Source organism: Lacticaseibacillus sp. 53-4 (assembly GCF_016861805.1).
Lineage (GTDB): Bacteria > Bacillota > Bacilli > Lactobacillales > Lactobacillaceae > Lacticaseibacillus.
The window spans coordinates 1-17,031 of sequence record NZ_BOLT01000011.1 but is presented as its reverse complement, the minus strand read 5'-3'; the positions used below and the strand labels follow the sequence as shown (position 1 = coordinate 17,031).

The following is a 17,031-nucleotide window of genomic DNA, read 5'->3' as shown; positions in this document are numbered from 1 at the left end:
CTACTCGCCTCCGAAACTTACTGTTTTACGTACCTCAGCAACAATTCCTCCCGTCGTGTTCCAACGGCCGTCAGGCTGTGTTTCTTACCCAAATTAAAAGCCACCTCGGTATGAGGCAGCTTCGTATATTCGCTTATATAGATTTGCTTTGCCGGACATTTCGCAAGCCATGCGTAGAAGGCACTTAGATTCCACCCGCCATAGTCCTCGCCGGTGTTAACGTAAGGCGGATCACAATAGACAACATCATCTGGTTGAATGATTAGGTCGTGATAATCCAGCGTTGAATACTCAAGCCGTTCGCGTTGCTCCAGTTGTTCGAGTTGCTCCAGTTGTTCGAGTTGTTGCAGTCGTGCCAGTTGGTCGAGGAGGTCATAACGACTGCCAATATTCATCTCCTCGCGCCGCCACTTGTGAAACATCTTATATTTCCCCGCAATGCTGGTTTCATTTTTTGCATATGAATAAAGGCCATCTAGTTTTGTTCCAGTATCCCCAAAAAATAGTGCCCGAGTCCGTTGTAGTTTTTCTTTTTCGATTTTCTTCCCCCAAAGGTATGTCCCCCATCCGTTGCCGAAGCTCCAAACTGTCAGTATAAGCGTCCGTTCGATGGAATCAGGTTGGTTATCCCGCCAATCGAAAAATTCATCGCGGGTCATATAGACGTATTTAGTTAGGTCAAGGTGCGGGTTACCTGTGAGCAACGTTTTAAGCAGCTCAACCACGGTCTTACGGCGGTCATTGTAAATCACTTCGTCCCACTTACCGCTGTTACATGCGTGTAAACTAATACTCCCACCGCCGCCAAACACGTCTATGAAACGTCCACCAGATGGCAATAGGTCAATGATTTGCTGTGCCTTTTGGCCCTTGTTGCCGACGTACGGTAGGCCACGCATCCACTTTTCTGAATTTTTCAATTTTTTCCTCTTGTTTACTAACACGACAGATCATTGCCAACTCTTTGGCGGTCATGTATCCGCAGCTAGTTTTTATCATCTTCGTGGGATCACCCCATTTAAGTGCACAAAAATAGCACCTCACCATAGTGAAGTGCCATATTCCGGTGCATACTCCATGTGAGAGGCGGGAATCGAACCCACGCATTGCCCGCCTGATGACGGGGCGCTTTTCCACTTAGCTACTCTCACTCCTTGTTGACACGAATCCTAGATACCGCGCTAGGCCGCTAAGGGTGGCGCCACCATCCGATGTAAGCGTGTCTTCCTACACCGGCCATTTGTATTGCTCGCTCCCCCGTCAGACGGGATCGTCGCAAGCTATGTCCGGTCACTAAATCGGACAACGAGACCAGACGGGGCTTGAACCCGCGACTCACGGCTCTACCTACTGGGCTACTGGCCTCTGTGCCGGCTGTTTATCGCTCCCTCAACAGACTGAGTGGCTTCTAGCCGTAACAAGCGATACAGCACATTACGTTCTGGGTAACCTTTCGGGCCCGAACTGCTCCGTGCCGGAATCGAACCGGCAGCCATGCACGGCTTCCACATCGGAGCTACCTATCCACGGAGGCATGATCACCGCGAATCGGGTTGGAACATCACAAAATGAAAGAAGGAAGCACCGCCGGTTCTCACCTTTGGCACAATACAATAATAACATGCAATTTCAGGGTAGATGTCCAGTCTTTGTCTAGTCTTTGTCTACCGTTTGTCTACTTTTGATTCACCAGCAGTCCGTGATCACCAGCTGGCCATAGACTAGCAAACGTGTAAAGAGCATCCTTGAGGGCTAGGTAGTATCCGGCTTTACTATATCCAGAATCCGCAATCAACAGTTCTACGGCAATTGGTTGCTTAATGTAGTAGTCCTTCAGTATGTTTCGCCGAGCATCATCTTCGATGCACTCGATTGTCTTTTCACAGACTTCTACGTACGTTTCATCATCCAAATGGTTGGTAATCTTTATTTCCATAACGTTGCCGATTGATGATGATCTTGGCATACCGTCAAGTGATGGCGACTGGATAGAAGCCTTGACCCGTGACCTTTGTTTTCGCCTGCGATAGTCTTCTAGCACATTGTCAGCTTCGGCCACAGACGCTTCATAATCCCACGGGCTCACAGCACTAGCTGTTGTCTTTCTCACTTGCGCATCACTCCTTTCCCAATTAGCCCAGAACCACACGCCCACCAAGGCTATGAACAGCATGACGGCAATCAACGATCATGCCACCAGTTGTAAATTAGCCAGATAGCTAGCGCGGTTAATCCAATGATTGTAGCAGCGATCTCTAACCAGAATTTGAATCCAAGATAATCATATAAGCTCATACTTCCTCCCACTCGCCGCTCAGCGCCCCGGCGTTGTCGTCAAGATATGCTTTGTATTTACGGTTAGGCACGATGCCGCCAACGAACGCATATGAGTCTTTGAGCTGTTCGTCTTGCATCGCGTCATCGGCCAGTCCAGCGATTAGCTCACGGCCAGTCAGTAGCTGGTAGCGGTCACCATCTAGGCCTGTGTGAATGTCGTAGTCTTCCTCCAGGTGGCAGTACGCCTGCTGCAACCTGCGCTCCCACGCCAGCAAATTTGTCCCGACAATGCGGTCAACATTCCGATTGATGTTGCCTGTCAGCCGTAGTCCCTCTGCCTCTATGTCGCATATAACCGCACTCACCGTTTCAGTCTTCGTCATGCTTGGCCACCTCCATTGCTCGGTCTAGATAGTGTCGCAGGCCGTTGTCATTAACATCGGATGATCGATTGCCCATCAGGTAAGCGACAATTTCTGACGCCCGATTGTTCGATTTAGCAATTGCGACTGGTACGCCATCAAGGCAGATCACCTGGTTCCAAGCCGCATTGTATTTCTTCACCCTGGTAATTGTTATTTCAGGCTGTTTCATTTCTCCGCCTCCAGTTTCACGATTTCTCCGGTTTCCTCAACGCGCCAGACACCGTCCAGCCACGCGCGGGAGAAAGTATCGCCATGGTCTACGATCCAATTCTCAGCCTCAAAATCTGGCGGGTTATCTATATTCATGTTGTGCTGAATGGTTAAAAAAATTACGAACAGCGGTTCGGTAAGTAGATCCGCTTTCCAGCGCTTGATGTATTCGCCTACCGCTTTGGGAATCACCGGCAGATCATCTGACAGGGCATCGGCGTAACGGGTAGCATAATTTTCCCCTACCTTAGTGGCATCTTCCAGCGGCCTTAGTCCGCCGTTCTGGTCTATCGTGTTTGCTAAGTTCCTAATTAATTCCCATTTCATGTCCTCGAACACGTCCCGCTTCGTCTCATTGCTCATCGTCAGTCACCTCGTACGGATACATGTCTTCGCCATCGTAATAAACATTCATGGCAATTGTTTCTGCCTCTGCCTCACTCTTGAAGCGATAAAGAGGATCTCCCATTGTTACCGCGAAGTCTCCAACAACGGCCTTGTGGCGCTTAGACAAGTTGTCAAAGTAATAGTCAATGATACCGGCTTCTTCGCCTCTAACAACCCATGCCATCGTCAGTCACCTCTTCTTTCTCGCAGTCTTGCAACCCGTAGCGCTCAACTTCGGCGTCGGTGAAACGATAAGGTTCTACTCCGCGCACATCGTCATCTTCACCAGACCCGACGCCGATTGCATCGTCTTTCCACTTCCAGTAATAGAACCGACTATGTGGCACCTTGACGTTCCACCGCTTCGGCTTCTCGACCGTCCAGCCGATGGCAAGCGCCTTATACGCGTCTTCCACTGCCATACCTAAGTCATCTAGCTTGCTCAACCACTTCCATGGACTATATCCTGTAGATTTAGTGCGAATTTCACGGTCAAGCTTCTTGAGAATCTCCGCTTCCTCTTCGCTCACCACGACCTTCGCCGGGGCCTCTAATAGCTCGACCACATGGCCATCGCATTCATTGGCTGTTTCCTCCGCCGCTTCTTTGTGTTCATACATATCGGCCGTAGTAATGTCATCTGTCCAACCAGGAAACCATGCTGCAAAAGCTGGATCCATCAAATATTCACCATCGTCGTTCCGCACGACGTAAAGCTTTGCTTCATCTGTCATACTTGCTTCCTCCCGATTGCCCATGCCGAATCGCTGAGTACCATGATGAATATCGCGCATGCACATCCCCACCAAAAACAGATTTCTTCTCTCATTTTTATTCCTCTACTTTCGTAAGCTTGTACAAAGTTCCTTTGATGTCCACGTAAACTGGCTCACCGGTCACTTGGCTGATGTAAACATCGTCTACTTCTGACTCCATTGGTCAGCCTCCATTACATTTATTCAGTTCCCGCTGCTAATTTCTGAATGGCTTCGTTGTATCTTGTGGGTATCTCTATTGATTCAATGTGATTTTTCTCAGGCTCTAGCCATTGTCGAATGTCAAATTCTTGTTCAACGTCTTTGCTGTGCGGCATCACATTCACTGTGCTGAAATGCAAATAGTCGTCTTCTTCGTTCTGAATGAAATATACTTGTCTAGCAACACGTGTCAGGCTGTTGCCGTGAACAATTGTTGCGTTCATGCCGCGAATGGCACAATTGAATATCAAAAACGGCAACGTACTGTCGCCAAGCTCTTCCAGATGGTAAAAATACATGCTTGGCCGATAATCCCACGGCATGTGCTTCAAGCGGTCCTGTTGCCATCGTTGAATCATCATTGAGCCAGTCCCAGCAGCAACCTCGTAATACTCGCTACTGTCATTCGATCCAACGAGCATGTTCACGAGCTTACTGATGCTTTCAGGGGTGAAATCTTGTTTCTTGCCTTTGCGGTCAGCTTGAACACTCATGAAATATTCTGAGAACCAGTCATGTGATACGTCTGTGCTAACATCTAGGAATTGCTTAAAAAGCTCGTTACGCTTTTGCTGATCCATGACAATGTTCATCAATGCTGCTGGTGCCTGCTGTGCCTCGCGAACACCTAACAGTTTGTGAACGACATCTGCTGTGAATTTGGTCGTCATTTGTGTGCCTCTCATTTCGCACTGACTGACTTCACAGCCTGATCGGAATAGTCCTTGATACTCTGTGCGTCTTTGATGGCCTGTGATAAGTCATTATTTGCCTGTTTGGCGGCTTCTAACTGTGATGTAAGGTCATTGATTGTCTGCTGCTTAGCATCTACCTCCGCCTGTTTCTGGGCGACTGCTCGCTGACCTTCAACGATCTTTTGCTGAATCTGGGTGTCCTTGCTTGCCATATCGTTGTCGTATTGCCGTTTGAGTGCCGCATACTGTGCCTGCGCGTCAGACAACTGATGTTGCAAATCGGACAGGCTAGATTGTGAAGCGTTGATCTTAGCCGTCAGCTTGTCGATATTGTTTTTTGTTTCCACAATGTTCTGGTGGCCTTGCCAAACACTGTCAGCAATGGTTGTCGCACCTGCCCCAAACATAAGTCCTGCTAAAACAGTTACTGTAAATGTCAATTTTTTATTCATGATTTTCTCTCCTTAATCGATCTCTTCTGCTTCAATCTCAACACGTGGTTGATCGCTGTACCATTTGCCCACATGGATTTCGACTATTTGGTTGTCGTCTTCCCATAAAATACCGGTAAGCGCATCTGATACAGACTTGTAGTAGTTGTCTACATCCGGCTTAACAGTTGGCCTAATGATGCCGTCCTGTTTTTGCCGCTTAGTGAGCTTGCTACCGGCTTTTTGAATGCCCCTGTATACTTTCACGTTTATCATGATAGGACCCGTCATAGGCTCAATATTGAGCTCCTGCCGTGCAATCTGCTTAATATATTCTTTGTAGCCACGTGACTTGGGCGGATCATACGTACTTACATACTTTCCTCGCCGAGAAAACCTAGGCCGTCCTTGAGCAACCGGTTCACCGGGAATAGTTAATTTAACTGCTGGTTGCATTTCTACTCCTAAGTTGTTCTAATTTCTTGAGTTTCTCCGCTAGCTCCGCTTTATCTTCTGCGCTGACCTCTTGCTTCGGCGGATGGTAGCCTTCTTGCATCCACTCTGGAACGGCCTCCTTTCTCGCAGGCGCACGTCTTGAGATGTATGACCGGTTAGCCTGCGCCTTCATGGTGTCGTACTTCTCACGCAGCTTAGCGACACTCAAGATATTCGTTTGCCAGAACGTATCAGACTGGCACCAGTCGATCATGCGATGGATCTTGTCGAATGGTCGCTTGTCGATCTCGTGCATCTTTCGAATGTCATCAGCCCATGCTTGCAGGTTCGGCTTCCTGTGCTCTGGATTGTTGCTTTTGATTTTCTCCCAGAGGTAGGTCGCTTCGATCAGTTCCGGGGAGTCGTCAGCATATTCCCGCTTGCGGGGATGCTGACTATCTCTTTTATTAGCATTCTTTGCATTCTTAGCATTCTTGATTGTGGACACTTGATGGACACTTGATGGACTAGTGATGGACAATCGCTGGTCATCTTCTTGATACTCACCCCAGCTAATCACAGTGATAACGCTGTATTTAGTGTTCGATTTGATGGACAACATTTGCTCTTTTTCAAAAAGTTTTATCCATCTCCATAGTTGACGCCCGGACACGCGCTGGACAGGCTTTGCCCCTGCGTTGAACTCCGATGCTATTGCATCGCGCCCGGTTACGAATTGACCGCTGGACACGTCCACCTGCTGACCATTAAATAGGAAGCGATTGCCATCATGAGATGCCTTCATCAAAATCAGCAACCATAGCTTTAACTGATTTGCGTCAGTCCATACGAAGGACTGGCGTATTTTCCGATATACCTTGATCCATCCTCCGTCTGCCATGCAATCACCTCTACTTCCATTCGATCACGACACGAAAGCCTAACACCTTGCCTAACGCGTTCAGGGTTTTCATCTTTGCGTTGCGTGTTGTTGTTTCGATTGTGCAGATAGTTGACTGGGGCACGCCGGACTTATCTGACAGTTCTGATTGCGACAAGCCCAGCGCCAAACGACGGTTACGAATTTCATATCCTGTCATAGTTATTCACACTCACTTTTAGTTAGAAAGGTAAATCGTCATCACTGATCGAAATAGGTTGTCCGTCTTTGGCAAATGGATCGGCCGTATTGGCTTGGCTTGCTTGTGCCGGTGTGCCGAAAGATGGATTAGAATTTGAAGAAGACGCATCTTTGCTGTCTTTCCAACGGTGCTGAAGTTGTGGGAAAGCGGTTGGCTCCCACTTCTTGATATGTGGATAGGTCTTACCGTTATATTCTTCGTTCTTGACGGTCACCTTAACGGCATGTCCCGCAAAATCACGCAGCATTGCTGCAAGATCAGCCCACGCTTTATGATCTGGAATGCCAGCATTTTTACCAATCATGAACAAGTAGCCCATTGCATATTCTCCAGTGTCTTTCTTTGGATATTGGTTGTCGAAAATGTGCTTGTTCTGATATTTTTGCGGAACGTCATTACGTACGATTAGATCGAACTTGATAAACTCACGATTCTTGAAGTTATCAAATCCAAAGTGGTTAATAACGCATTCGTAAACGCCGTCTTGGATGTCCCCGTTGCCTTCTGATGCCTGTGAGTAATCCATCGTAATAGCCATTATTTGCCCTCCTGTGTGCTTGATTGTTGATTTCCAAATTCAAATAGATCTTTGATCGAAACTAATGTCCGATTGTCTAAGCGGTTCTTTGCGTAGACTGCGTCCGTGCCTTCCATAATGACGCCACGACCGCCCGTCTTGGGATTGATGACAACACGCCCCACAACGTCTGTCAGGCCCAATAAGCCGTCCCGCACGCTGTCACGGATTGCCGGTGCATACTGGCTGAACTGCTGGCCAGTCTCCGAAGTGATGTCTCGGGTGTTCTCCCATGCGGTCACCAGCACGTTAATCGGCGCGTCCATGAACACCGTGGTTAGAATGCGGGCAAAGTAATTCGTCCACTGACCGTAGTCCTGAATCTCATTACCGATGCCGTTTTTACTGGCACGGCCACGCTCCACGAACCAGTCCTTCTCGAACGCTGACACGTTGTCGATGACCAGATTGTCATATCCTGCGAGCCGCTCAGCTAGGCCAGTCAGGAAATCTTTCCATTCTTCGCTTGGCTTACTCCGGTCGAATGGTTGTACGTCGATGTTCGGCGCACCAGCAAGTACCTTGGAACTGTCGTCCAAATCTAGTACCAGCGTCTTACCTTTCAGATTGCGAATCGCCGACGTCTTGCCGACACCCGGCTTGCCATAGATCAACACTCGCCACTTAGTAGTACGGTCGATTGATTCGGCATGTTTAATTGGTTTCATCTATCGCACCCCCTACTTGATTACCAAGTGATTCCCGCGCGGTTTTAATTCGGCACCAACAATCTTCTTTCCCGCTTCCAGTCGCTCGCGGATATTGTCCATGTCAGGTTGGGATACTTGCTTCCATGCGTCCGCTTGTAGACTGTCTTTGTCGATGACAATTGGCTGCTTTCCGCCATTCTTCTGGACGCGGATGTAAGTGTCGTCAGTTTCAATGGTCGGAATTTTGTATTCCAGCATGCGATCCAGCACAATCTCAAACATCTTGTCGGCTAAGGCTTCATTGCTCTTCATCCGCTGGGTGAGGGACTTTACCTTTTCCTTCTGGCCCATTGCCAGGGCTCTTGCGTTCTCACCAACGTGTGTGTAGGCAACTAGCTTTTCTTGCAATGAGCCGTCAACGATCGAATCCACGCTATCGGTAAACGTTTACTCGTCGATGTCGCCATTGGCGAACTTTTCAGACAGTTCTGCAATCTTCTGGTCAATGCTGTATAATGTGTCCATGGATTAATTTCCTTTCTATTTGTCAGTCGTTGATGTTTCAGCATCAGCGGCTTTTTGTTTTGCCTCGAAGTCTTCCATGGCCTCCCGGTGCTTGCTCTCATTCAGGTTGATCAGACGCGTGTACGTGTCTGTCGCCTGCACCATCCGGCCGGCCAAGTATGAGTCATCGCCTTCGGCACGGTCGACATAGTCCCTAGCATTAATAACGTCCTTCAGTAGTTCCTCCATAATCTCTTCACTGGTCAAGTAAATTAGCATTGTTATTTTCCTCCTTTGAGTGCTTCGTTCATCTTATTGGCGATCAGTTTCTCAAGCCATACATATCCCAGACTGTGAGCATACCAGCGCAAACGCCGCAGCTTCTCATATGCTTTAAGGTTCATAAGGCTTCATTCCCTTCTCCCATTGCAGATAGTCGTACAGCTGACTGTCACGCACGATGTCGTCACCGAGTACCCAGTACTCTTGGCTGGGGTCGATAGGCTCATCTTGCCAGTCCACATCCGGTGGATAGATCGTCGCCGGATCGTCGTTCGCATATCCGTCATTGCTCAACGCAACCACCCCTTCTCTTTGTGCGTTCCCACGATGCCGATCAGCCAGCCTATCATGCCGGCGGCCAGCAGTGCGCCAACCAAATGCAAGATACTTATCGTCATGCCTTAGCCTCCTTCGCTATGTTGCGGAACTCCTTACGCATGAACTCGCTGAACGCCAGTGGCTCGAACCGCCAGCCCATCTGGCCATGGTAGTTGAATGCGAACCCGTCAAGTTGTCGTTGGAACCGCGGCTGGTTGAGGATGTGCTCACTCAGCCAGGTTGGCGTGATGCCATAGCGTTCTTGCACTTCCTTCGCTGACCACCAGCGGCGGTAGTCAGGTTCGTGCTTGAGCTGGTCGGCAACGGCTCGATCTACAGCTGTTTTGATTGCCTCCTGAATTAATGGCATCAGGTCTAATGTGGGTGGCATATCTGATGCCTCCTTTTTGTGAGATAATTCACCTCGGGAAGGAGGTGATAAATAATGAGATTCAGTGCTGCCGTGGTGAAGGAACAAGGCGTCACTTTTACTGTTCTGAAAGTCAAAAGCGGTTATTTGACGCAAGGCACTCTCTCTGCGAGTCAGACATCTGCGCCGCATAACTTGCCACGTCCGATTATTTTGATGGAAGATTCTTCCCAAGGGCCTCGATATTTGGGACGCCATGATATTGTGAATTTTCTTTCAGGGGTTTACGTCGAACAGCTCCCTTGGCAAGAGTTTGAGGTTTAGCCGCTTGGCCTTTGGCTAGTTTTACTGTTGGGACTTCACCCGCCTGTACAACCATTTGGGTGAAGTTCTTTTTTTGTTGTCGTTCATTCATTTATACTGCCTCCTTAGGCTGTCTGTGGTTCGTTAGTCCGCAGAAACTTGTTGATAAAATACTGCTGGCCCTTTCCGGTCACCTTTACTGTTTTGCTAATGCTTACCGATCCGTCAGAGTGCCCAATGGTGGTTTCCTTGACCCGGAACAGCTTCATATCCATAGACCGCTGCGTTGGCATGTTCCAGTCGCTGCCTTTACGGTTAATCAGATACCCTTGATCACGCAGCATCTTGAATAGTCGATTTTGGCCAATGTCTACGCCGTTCTGCCGCAGCAGCTTTGCCAACTCGCCGACCAAAATCGTTGTGTGGCTGGTGGCTACTGCGTCTGCAAACAGAGCTTTAGGCTTCATATCTTCAATCTGCTCAGCCTGACTAGCTGCCAGCTTCAAAGCCTCGGCATAACTGCCAGGGATCACATAGCCCGTCTTGATCTGTGTCTCCATGCTGTTGAACGCGTTGATGTAACTGATCTTGAACTGGAGTGCTCGCCTACCAGTGAAGCCAACTGCCAGCAAGGTAAAGCCGTCTCTGTTCATGTAGTACATCGGATACTGCTTGCCACGATTTTCATATGTGCCAGCAGCGAAGAATTTGGCGGCGGAATTTTCCGCTGCGAGATTTCCAATTGCTTCAAGCACATCCTTGTGTTGCTTTCCAAATACTTCCGCGATCCGAAGGCTGGTGGTGACTGCCTGCCGGTCGTGCATGATTACTAGTTCATTCATTTATACTGCCTCCTCTTGTCGCGTTAATGCGACTTTTTGAGTCAAAAAAATATCTATTGCCTCCTGCTCACTCAAAGGAATTATTTCCATCATTTTGAAAATCTCCTGTGCGGTAAAATCTTGTCCGCCACGTTGCATTTTACGAAACAAGGTGCTTCTTGCAACACCAAGCGACTCTGCCAGCGACTCTTGAGTGACATGTCGTTCCGTCATCAGCCCTTTTAATCTGTCAAGGTTTACATGTAGCATTTGCGTTCCTCCATTCTGTCGCATTCCTGCGACTTTATGAACTAATCTTAATCCGAGGTGTTCGAGTTGTCAACACAAAAATCGCATTTTCGCGACTTTTTTACGTTGCAATTTTGCGACACGTCATTATAATTAAGACAAAAGGAGGTGCCAGGTATGAATGTTGGAGAACGTATGAGAATTATCCGAAAGCAAAAGAAGATTAGTGCGGACACGCTCGCTGACGCAATTGGTGTCTCGAGATCGACGGTCTTCCGATATGAAAAGGGAGACATAGAAAAGGTACCTATTGAAGTCGTTGCTAAGGTGGCACTCGCGCTTGGCGTTAAGCCCCAGACTCTTATGGGCCTCAAGTCTACCGGATTGGTAGAAAATATTCACGACACTGTAGTCCAGCTCCACCCTACCCGCCAGCAGAACGTGTACACCTATGCGGAGGATCAGCTCAAGCAACAGCAAAACGAGAATGTCCTCCCGTTCCCAGAACAGCGTGAGATTGTTTGCGGGCGCGGTACAGCTGCCGGTGCTCCTATCGATGGCGCCACACAGGACGCTGAGGTGCGTAGGACGCGTGTCAATGTTGACGACATCCCAGCTAGTGCAGATGAAATCGTGACCGTTGAAGGCGACTCAATGGAGCCCGACTACCCGAAGTACTCGCAGATATTTGTTCGCTGGCAAGACACAATAGACGATGGCGATCTGGCCGTTGTCCGTGTGGCCGACGAGGGCGTCACGTTCAAGCAGGTGTCCCGCGACTACCAGCAAAAGAAAATTGTGCTACACTCACTGAATGGCAAGTATCCCGACAGATATATCGATCCCGAAGATGTCAGCATCATCGGTGTTGTGCTGAACTAACCCACCAAGCAGCAGGCACGGGCAGGACGTGCCGTGGGCGTTGCGACAGAAATTTGATGAACAGAGGTATGAATGATGAAAAAGATATTCGTCTTGGGGGTAACGGTGCTTACCGCGTTTTCACTAACGGCTTGTGGTACAAAGACCATGGATGTATCTGGGAAAACTGCGGCGGGTTATGGCTATGACCTTACGATAAAATCTGAATCTGAACATGTATACTGGAAAGTCCCTGGTCAAACGATCCAACGTGCAACTAAGACTCCAAATAAGAAAGGCGAATACTATGTTAGCCTTTCAAAGCACGTTAGTCCGTACAAAGTCACTGTCGCCGACAACCAAGAATTCAAACGCTCATCAACAATTACAGTTCCTAAGACCAGCCCGATTGAAAGCACAGATGAATTTTTGGAACCATACACCGAGTACCCAAATACCTACACACTAGATGGCAGCTATATTCATCTGCCAGATACTCTAAAGAATGGTAAAAGCACTTTCAGATCCAAGGGTGTAGAACTCACGCTGTCAGTCGATGATGATCAAATCGTTGGCGTAAGTGTCTCTAACTTTCAGCCAGATAAAGAGAGTACTAGTGTTTTTAGAAACACAGTATCTAACCTCGGCGTAGCCTTTGATGCCAAACCATATGAAATCAATCGGGTCATTCATACGCTTTCAAAAGACGGCAGCAAATTTAAAAAGAAAATCGCGGGCGTTACTTACTATGGTGCCGATGAAAAGAATGTTGGTTTAGTGCTCAACATATACAAGTAGACAAGCGCCGTTCCCTTTACTTGGGTTCGTACTGAACTAACCCGTAGCAGTATCAGGCCCGTGCAACTCGGGCCGCGGGCTTACGTCCAAACTGGACGCGAAAAAGCCCTCCGGAGAGGGTGGGAGGAATAATATGGATAGTTTTAACGAGACGCCCTTGACCATTGATCTTAAAGAGTTTTTGGATGACCTTCCCCATCTATCATCAGCCGCAACCTATTGGCTTGTCCGAGCCAACAAGGGAGATTTCTACACCGACTTCGCAATAAACAGTTACATTGGAATTGGTTGGAATGAAGTAACCCTAGACGAAATAAAATCAACTAACGGATCAGTTGATGTGATGAAAAACATTATCGCTCAACACCACCCCAATTTAATTTCTGGTGACAAGTCAACTGATAAAGACCTTGAAGACGAATTACTACAAGCCACCGAAGAAGGCGATGAAGGCAACATAAAGTCTTCTGTGGCAATATCTAGTATGACTAGTCAGCTATTGAGGTTCACGAATCAACTACATATTGGCGACATAGTCATAGTTCCAAATAAAGGCTCAAATCTATTCCTTGTTGGAAGAATTACTAGCGAACCTCATGAGGTCGACCCCACATCTGATAACGATAACGAATTGACGAGATACCTCAAATCGGGTTATAAAAAGCGTCTAGATGTTGACTGGATTGGAAGGTTTAGCCGTGACAACGCCGATTCTTCTTTGTATAAGATGATTTTTTCACAACACACAATCAGCATTGTCAACGACTATGCTGCTGTTATCAATCGGGCAGTATTCGATGCATACGTACTAGATGAGAGCGAACTACACCTTACCTATCACGTTACAGCAGACACCGACATAAACGCCGGTCCATTGGGCCAATTTCTCTACCTTCTATCGGATATTAACGGCACTCTGACTGGATCAGACAGCGATCTTAAAATAAAAATTAACGTTCAGTCTCCTGGCCCAGCGGAAAGCACAACTCATAAATTATTAGCCGGCGCAGTCACCTTTGCCCTAATTTTTTGTGTTGGTGTTGTAGGCTACGCTGGGGGAGAGGTAACTTACGAAAATGGCAAGCTCACTTTTAAAAGCTCAGGTTTTGCGGAGCAAATTCGCGAAAATAAAGATCAAGATGCCAAACTAGAAAAGGCGCGTGTAGATGATGACACAAAAACGTTAAATAATGAAACGAAGGCATACAATTTAGCAAAAGAAACTGGCGTTCCGATTTCTGAACTAGGTATTGAACTACCAGCACGAGCAACAAAGGCACTCCAAAAACAAGTCGACGAGTACCGCGCAGAGCAAAAAAAAGAGGCCTCCAAAAAGGACGAGCCCGATATTAATAACTCAGATGTAGATTCTGACACAACTGATCACGATAACTAGACTGACTGTGAGAGCAACTGAAACCAGCATGTAATTTTTTACTTTTGAATATCGAAGTAACCATTTTGCAAGAGGATAGTAAAGGATTGCGGCGACGAAGAAAATAATCATCATGTACCCAGAAAATGCAGTTATCAGTCTAAACATGATATCCCCTCCTTGACACTTATCCTGAACTATCCCATTTAACAAGTCAATAAGAAAGACACCTACCCCTCATCTTGGCGGACATGGGTAGGTGCACAAACAAATGCTCAGGCGGAGTGCGCTCTTTGCGTACCCCAGTATAGCACACGGAGGTGAAATCATGGCATCATTTCGGAAACGCGGTAGCAAGTGGCAGTTTCGTATTCAGTATCAGGACGCCAGCGGTACAACACAGAAAATACAAGAAGGCGGTTTTTCAACAAAGGCGATGGCCACTAATGCGGCACGTGAATACGAGACTCGGCTTGCTCACGGTGCGAACCCGGTCAACGATGATATTTCGTTTATTGATTACTGGGATAAGTGGATAGACGCCTACAAGTCTGGCGATAAGTCGCCTAACACTGAATATCGCTATCGGCTACTGCGGTCGCACTTGGAACGTGAATTTGCTGGACGATCCTTGAAGTCAATTAAGCCGATGGAATGGCAGGCGTTTCTAAACAACTTTGCAGAAGGTAAAGACTTGAAGCGGCCACACAAGCGTAGCCGTGACATCGTGTCTAAGATGAATGGTTATGTAAGGTCTATGGTGAAGTCGGCAATCAATAACCAGCTTATCTACACCGACTTTACGTTTGGTGCTACTGTCCGTGGAGAGAAAACGAGTGGCAAAATTAAGGTGCTCCAGGCGGCCGATTTTGCCGCTGTAAAGCGTATTGCCGTCGAGCGTGCTCACGCATCAAGAACTGGCGCAGTAGCTGTGTATATTGCGTCTATGACTGGGCTAAGGGTGTCAGAGGTGCTGGCCTTGCAGTGGCCTGATATAGATGAAAAAGCGGGTATGGTGCACGTCAAGAAGTCATGGGACTATCACCACGATAAGAACTTTGCCCCCACAAAAACAGAAAGCTCCGTCCGCGATGTGGAAGTATCATCGACGTTCTTCGAGGTCATGGCGCGTGTTCATCGTGAACAGACAGAACGTAATGTTAAAACCGGTTATCGCGATGACCTGAATTTAGTCCTGCGAACGTACATGCACACGGTTCCAACCGATGCCGCGTGCAACAAGGCATTAAAGACCATCGAGAAACACGCTGGTATTCCAGAAGACAAGCAGATTACATTCCACGGTCTCCGGCACTCGCATGTTAGCTATTTGATTGCCCAAGGTGTCGACATCTACTATATTTCAAAGCGACTTGGCCACGCTGACGTGTCAATCACCTTGAAAGTATATGGCCATTTGCTTGACGATCAGCGAACGCGGGAAGCCGCCAAAGCCTTGTCAGCACTGGACGCGCTTTAGGTTGAAACTGGCCAATATTTGGCCAACGAGTATTAAAAACAACGGAAAACAACGGAAAACAAAAACGGATAAACGCCGCTAAATCAACGTTTATCCGTTCAACAAAAAGCAACAAAGTGATACAAATGCCGTCTAAAGGATTCGAACCTTCGACCCTCGGTTTACGATACCGATGCTCTACCAACTGAGCTAAGACGGCATAAGTTTCATGACAACAAACGTAATTATACAGGAGCAAAAAGGCGGTGTAAACCCCTTTTTAAGCATTACTGGCCGCGGTTAGGCCAGGCGGGACTGCCCTATCTCAACGGTTGGTCTGTCAATCGCATCATTAACGCTAAGCCATCTTGCTGATTGACCCAGTTAGTTCAGCCAAACCCGGCTGCTATGCTAAACTATTGGTCTAAGGAGGATGCAGATGGCAAGAAGAAAAGGCAGCGCCCGGACTCTGGGGGTCGCAGTTGCGGTCATCGTCAGTCTGGTCGCTTGGGGGGCCAAACAACATAACTCAAACCAGCCCGCGCAACCGGCGACCACAACTCAAAGCCAAAACCAACCTGGCGACTACCAAAAGCTGGCCGCTTTGGATTACCAAGCCGGCGCCGCTCCGGTGATCACCGTTAACCGCGGCAATGCACAACTGAACATGCGCGACTGGGCAGGCCCTCGCATCATTTATGGCAATTTAGACCACCTGAACCGCACCACGACCAATGTGGGTTACCTCAACCGGCAAACCTTGATCCACTCGGCAGGGCGGCCCAGCCAGTATTTTGAACCGACGGGTTGGCACAACCGCTACACCGTCATCGACGGAAAACGTGTCAACCGGCAAAACCGTGGCCATCTGATTGCGTACACCCTGTCCGGCAACCTCAGCGTCGACGGCCACTACCAAGCTGGCGCGCTGGGCTCGAGTGATAACCCCAAGAACTTGGCCACGCAAACCGAATTTGCCAATCAAGTCCTCATGCAACCCTACGAGGAGCAAGTTCGCCAGGCTCTTGAAGATGGCGCCAAAGTCATTTACCGGGTCACTACCGTTTTTCGCGGCAACGACCTAATGCCTCGAGGCTATTGGCTGCAGGCCAAATCAGACGGTGGGCTGGATTTCAATGTTTACATATTCAATGTCCAATCCGATATCCGCTACGACTATGCAACGGGCCGCAGCGTTGTCGATCACAGTATTTCCGTTCCCGAGCAATAAGCAACCGCTGGACGTAAGCCCAGCGGTTTTTTGGTTAAAGATGCGAGTCAATACATGATGGTTACAAAAAAACCAGCCTCACAGGCTGGCTTTCTTAGCTCCGGATGTCAGGCTCGAACTGACGACACCCTGATTAACAGTCAGGTGCTCTACCACTGAGCTAATCCGGAATAAAAAAAGCGCGGCAGCTTCCTACCCTCGCAGGCAGTCACCCACCAACTACTCTCGGCGTAGAGAAGCTTAACTTCTGTGTT

27 protein-coding genes and 4 tRNA genes are annotated in these 17,031 nt (G+C 48.2%); 5 read left to right on the top strand and 26 right to left on the bottom strand.

The window, feature by feature from the left end; translation table 11 throughout:
• Window positions 1-17: 17 nt before the first annotated feature.
• The 24 genes from JUF21_RS05965 to JUF21_RS05850 form a co-directional block, all read right to left on the bottom strand.
• Window positions 18-920, bottom strand: a complete 903-nt coding sequence (locus JUF21_RS05965) for a DNA adenine methylase (RefSeq protein WP_203663507.1) — start codon at window positions 918-920, stop codon at window positions 18-20.
• Between the two features lie 158 nt (window positions 921-1,078).
• Window positions 1,079-1,151: transfer RNA gene (locus JUF21_RS05960), tRNA-OTHER, on the bottom strand.
• A 156-nt stretch (window positions 1,152-1,307) separates the two neighbouring features.
• Window positions 1,308-1,365: transfer RNA gene (locus tag JUF21_RS05955), tRNA-OTHER, on the bottom strand.
• Between the two features lie 310 nt (window positions 1,366-1,675).
• Window positions 1,676-2,185: a hypothetical protein gene (locus JUF21_RS05950; protein WP_203663505.1), complete on the bottom strand. Its 510-nt coding sequence runs from the start codon at window positions 2,183-2,185 to the stop codon at window positions 1,676-1,678.
• A gap of 106 nt (window positions 2,186-2,291) precedes the next feature.
• Window positions 2,292-2,660: a hypothetical protein gene (locus JUF21_RS05945; protein ID WP_203663503.1), complete on the bottom strand. Its 369-nt coding sequence runs from the start codon at window positions 2,658-2,660 to the stop codon at window positions 2,292-2,294.
• On the bottom strand, window positions 2,647-2,871 hold the full coding sequence (locus JUF21_RS05940; RefSeq protein WP_203663501.1) for a hypothetical protein: 225 nt from the start codon (window positions 2,869-2,871) through the stop codon (window positions 2,647-2,649). Before JUF21_RS05940 ends, JUF21_RS05945 begins: the two co-directional genes overlap by 14 nt.
• Entirely contained in the window at window positions 2,868-3,275 is a 408-nt protein-coding gene (locus tag JUF21_RS05935) for a hypothetical protein (protein WP_203663499.1), read from the bottom strand. The genes JUF21_RS05940 and JUF21_RS05935 overlap by 4 nt, the downstream gene beginning before the upstream one ends.
• Window positions 3,265-3,483 (bottom strand): hypothetical protein, encoded by a 219-nt coding sequence (locus JUF21_RS05930; protein WP_203663497.1) that lies wholly within the window; start codon window positions 3,481-3,483, stop codon window positions 3,265-3,267. The genes JUF21_RS05935 and JUF21_RS05930 overlap by 11 nt, the downstream gene beginning before the upstream one ends.
• Window positions 3,467-4,033: a DUF1642 domain-containing protein gene (locus JUF21_RS05925; RefSeq protein ID WP_203663495.1), complete on the bottom strand. Its 567-nt coding sequence runs from the start codon at window positions 4,031-4,033 to the stop codon at window positions 3,467-3,469. Before JUF21_RS05925 ends, JUF21_RS05930 begins: the two co-directional genes overlap by 17 nt.
• Before the next feature lie 97 nt (window positions 4,034-4,130).
• Window positions 4,131-4,235: an acetyltransferase gene (locus JUF21_RS05920; RefSeq protein WP_203663493.1), complete on the bottom strand. Its 105-nt coding sequence runs from the start codon at window positions 4,233-4,235 to the stop codon at window positions 4,131-4,133.
• A gap of 19 nt (window positions 4,236-4,254) precedes the next feature.
• Window positions 4,255-4,947, bottom strand: coding sequence for an N-6 DNA methylase (locus JUF21_RS05915; RefSeq protein WP_203663490.1), 693 nt, complete (start codon window positions 4,945-4,947; stop codon window positions 4,255-4,257).
• 11 nt (window positions 4,948-4,958) lie between these two features.
• Window positions 4,959-5,423 (bottom strand): endonuclease, encoded by a 465-nt coding sequence (locus JUF21_RS05910; RefSeq protein WP_203663483.1) that lies wholly within the window; start codon window positions 5,421-5,423, stop codon window positions 4,959-4,961.
• A gap of 12 nt (window positions 5,424-5,435) precedes the next feature.
• Complete coding sequence (locus JUF21_RS05905; protein WP_203663481.1) at window positions 5,436-5,858, bottom strand: RusA family crossover junction endodeoxyribonuclease; 423 nt, start codon at window positions 5,856-5,858, stop codon at window positions 5,436-5,438.
• Window positions 5,842-6,738: a replication protein gene (locus tag JUF21_RS05900; protein ID WP_203663479.1), complete on the bottom strand. Its 897-nt coding sequence runs from the start codon at window positions 6,736-6,738 to the stop codon at window positions 5,842-5,844. The genes JUF21_RS05905 and JUF21_RS05900 overlap by 17 nt, the downstream gene beginning before the upstream one ends.
• Before the next feature lie 10 nt (window positions 6,739-6,748).
• Window positions 6,749-6,937 (bottom strand): helix-turn-helix domain-containing protein, encoded by a 189-nt coding sequence (locus JUF21_RS05895; RefSeq protein WP_125753735.1) that lies wholly within the window; start codon window positions 6,935-6,937, stop codon window positions 6,749-6,751.
• Window positions 6,938-6,959: 22 nt separating this feature from the next.
• Entirely contained in the window at window positions 6,960-7,517 is a 558-nt protein-coding gene (locus JUF21_RS05890) for a DUF669 domain-containing protein (protein WP_203663477.1), read from the bottom strand.
• The gene (locus tag JUF21_RS05885) at window positions 7,517-8,224 is read right to left on the bottom strand and encodes an AAA family ATPase (RefSeq protein WP_203663475.1); all 708 of its coding nucleotides are present in this window, start codon (window positions 8,222-8,224) and stop codon (window positions 7,517-7,519) included. Before JUF21_RS05885 ends, JUF21_RS05890 begins: the two co-directional genes overlap by 1 nt.
• Window positions 8,225-8,236: 12 nt before the next feature.
• Entirely contained in the window at window positions 8,237-8,638 is a 402-nt protein-coding gene (locus JUF21_RS05880) for a siphovirus Gp157 family protein (protein WP_239061430.1), read from the bottom strand.
• A gap of 108 nt (window positions 8,639-8,746) precedes the next feature.
• The gene (locus JUF21_RS05875; RefSeq protein WP_203663465.1) at window positions 8,747-8,989 is read right to left on the bottom strand and encodes a hypothetical protein; all 243 of its coding nucleotides are present in this window, start codon (window positions 8,987-8,989) and stop codon (window positions 8,747-8,749) included.
• Window positions 8,990-9,103: 114 nt separating this feature from the next.
• A complete protein-coding gene (locus JUF21_RS05870; protein WP_203663463.1) occupies window positions 9,104-9,286 on the bottom strand; it encodes a hypothetical protein in 183 nt (60 codons plus the stop codon).
• Window positions 9,287-9,386: 100 nt separating this feature from the next.
• On the bottom strand, window positions 9,387-9,701 hold the full coding sequence (locus tag JUF21_RS05865; protein ID WP_203663455.1) for a DUF771 domain-containing protein: 315 nt from the start codon (window positions 9,699-9,701) through the stop codon (window positions 9,387-9,389).
• Between the two features lie 187 nt (window positions 9,702-9,888).
• A complete protein-coding gene (locus tag JUF21_RS05860; protein ID WP_203663453.1) occupies window positions 9,889-10,095 on the bottom strand; it encodes a hypothetical protein in 207 nt (68 codons plus the stop codon).
• A 13-nt stretch (window positions 10,096-10,108) separates the two neighbouring features.
• Window positions 10,109-10,825, bottom strand: a complete 717-nt coding sequence (locus JUF21_RS05855; RefSeq protein WP_203663451.1) for a phage regulatory protein/antirepressor Ant — start codon at window positions 10,823-10,825, stop codon at window positions 10,109-10,111.
• A complete protein-coding gene (locus JUF21_RS05850; protein WP_203663449.1) occupies window positions 10,826-11,074 on the bottom strand; it encodes a helix-turn-helix transcriptional regulator in 249 nt (82 codons plus the stop codon).
• Between the two features lie 156 nt (window positions 11,075-11,230).
• Between JUF21_RS05850 and JUF21_RS05845 the strand changes: the two genes are divergently transcribed.
• The 4 genes from JUF21_RS05845 (at window position 11,231) to JUF21_RS05830 (ending at window position 15,567) form a co-directional block, all read left to right on the top strand.
• Window positions 11,231-11,935, top strand: coding sequence for an XRE family transcriptional regulator (locus JUF21_RS05845; RefSeq protein ID WP_203663447.1), 705 nt, complete (start codon window positions 11,231-11,233; stop codon window positions 11,933-11,935).
• A 72-nt stretch (window positions 11,936-12,007) separates the two neighbouring features.
• Entirely contained in the window at window positions 12,008-12,712 is a 705-nt protein-coding gene (locus JUF21_RS05840) for a lipoprotein (protein WP_203663445.1), read from the top strand.
• Window positions 12,713-12,845: 133 nt separating this feature from the next.
• On the top strand, window positions 12,846-14,108 hold the full coding sequence (locus tag JUF21_RS05835) for a hypothetical protein (RefSeq protein WP_203663443.1): 1,263 nt from the start codon (window positions 12,846-12,848) through the stop codon (window positions 14,106-14,108).
• 307 nt (window positions 14,109-14,415) lie between these two features.
• On the top strand, window positions 14,416-15,567 hold the full coding sequence (locus JUF21_RS05830; RefSeq protein ID WP_203663441.1) for a site-specific integrase: 1,152 nt from the start codon (window positions 14,416-14,418) through the stop codon (window positions 15,565-15,567).
• 126 nt (window positions 15,568-15,693) lie between these two features.
• Here the strand turns inward: JUF21_RS05830 and JUF21_RS05825 are convergent.
• A tRNA-Thr gene (locus tag JUF21_RS05825) sits at window positions 15,694-15,766 on the bottom strand.
• Window positions 15,767-15,985: 219 nt separating this feature from the next.
• Here JUF21_RS05825 and JUF21_RS05820 point away from each other — a divergent pair.
• A complete protein-coding gene (locus tag JUF21_RS05820; RefSeq protein ID WP_239061338.1) occupies window positions 15,986-16,777 on the top strand; it encodes a DNA/RNA non-specific endonuclease in 792 nt (263 codons plus the stop codon).
• 98 nt (window positions 16,778-16,875) lie between these two features.
• Here the strand turns inward: JUF21_RS05820 and JUF21_RS05815 are convergent.
• Window positions 16,876-16,947: transfer RNA gene (locus JUF21_RS05815), tRNA-Asn, on the bottom strand.
• Window positions 16,948-17,031 lie beyond the last annotated feature (84 nt).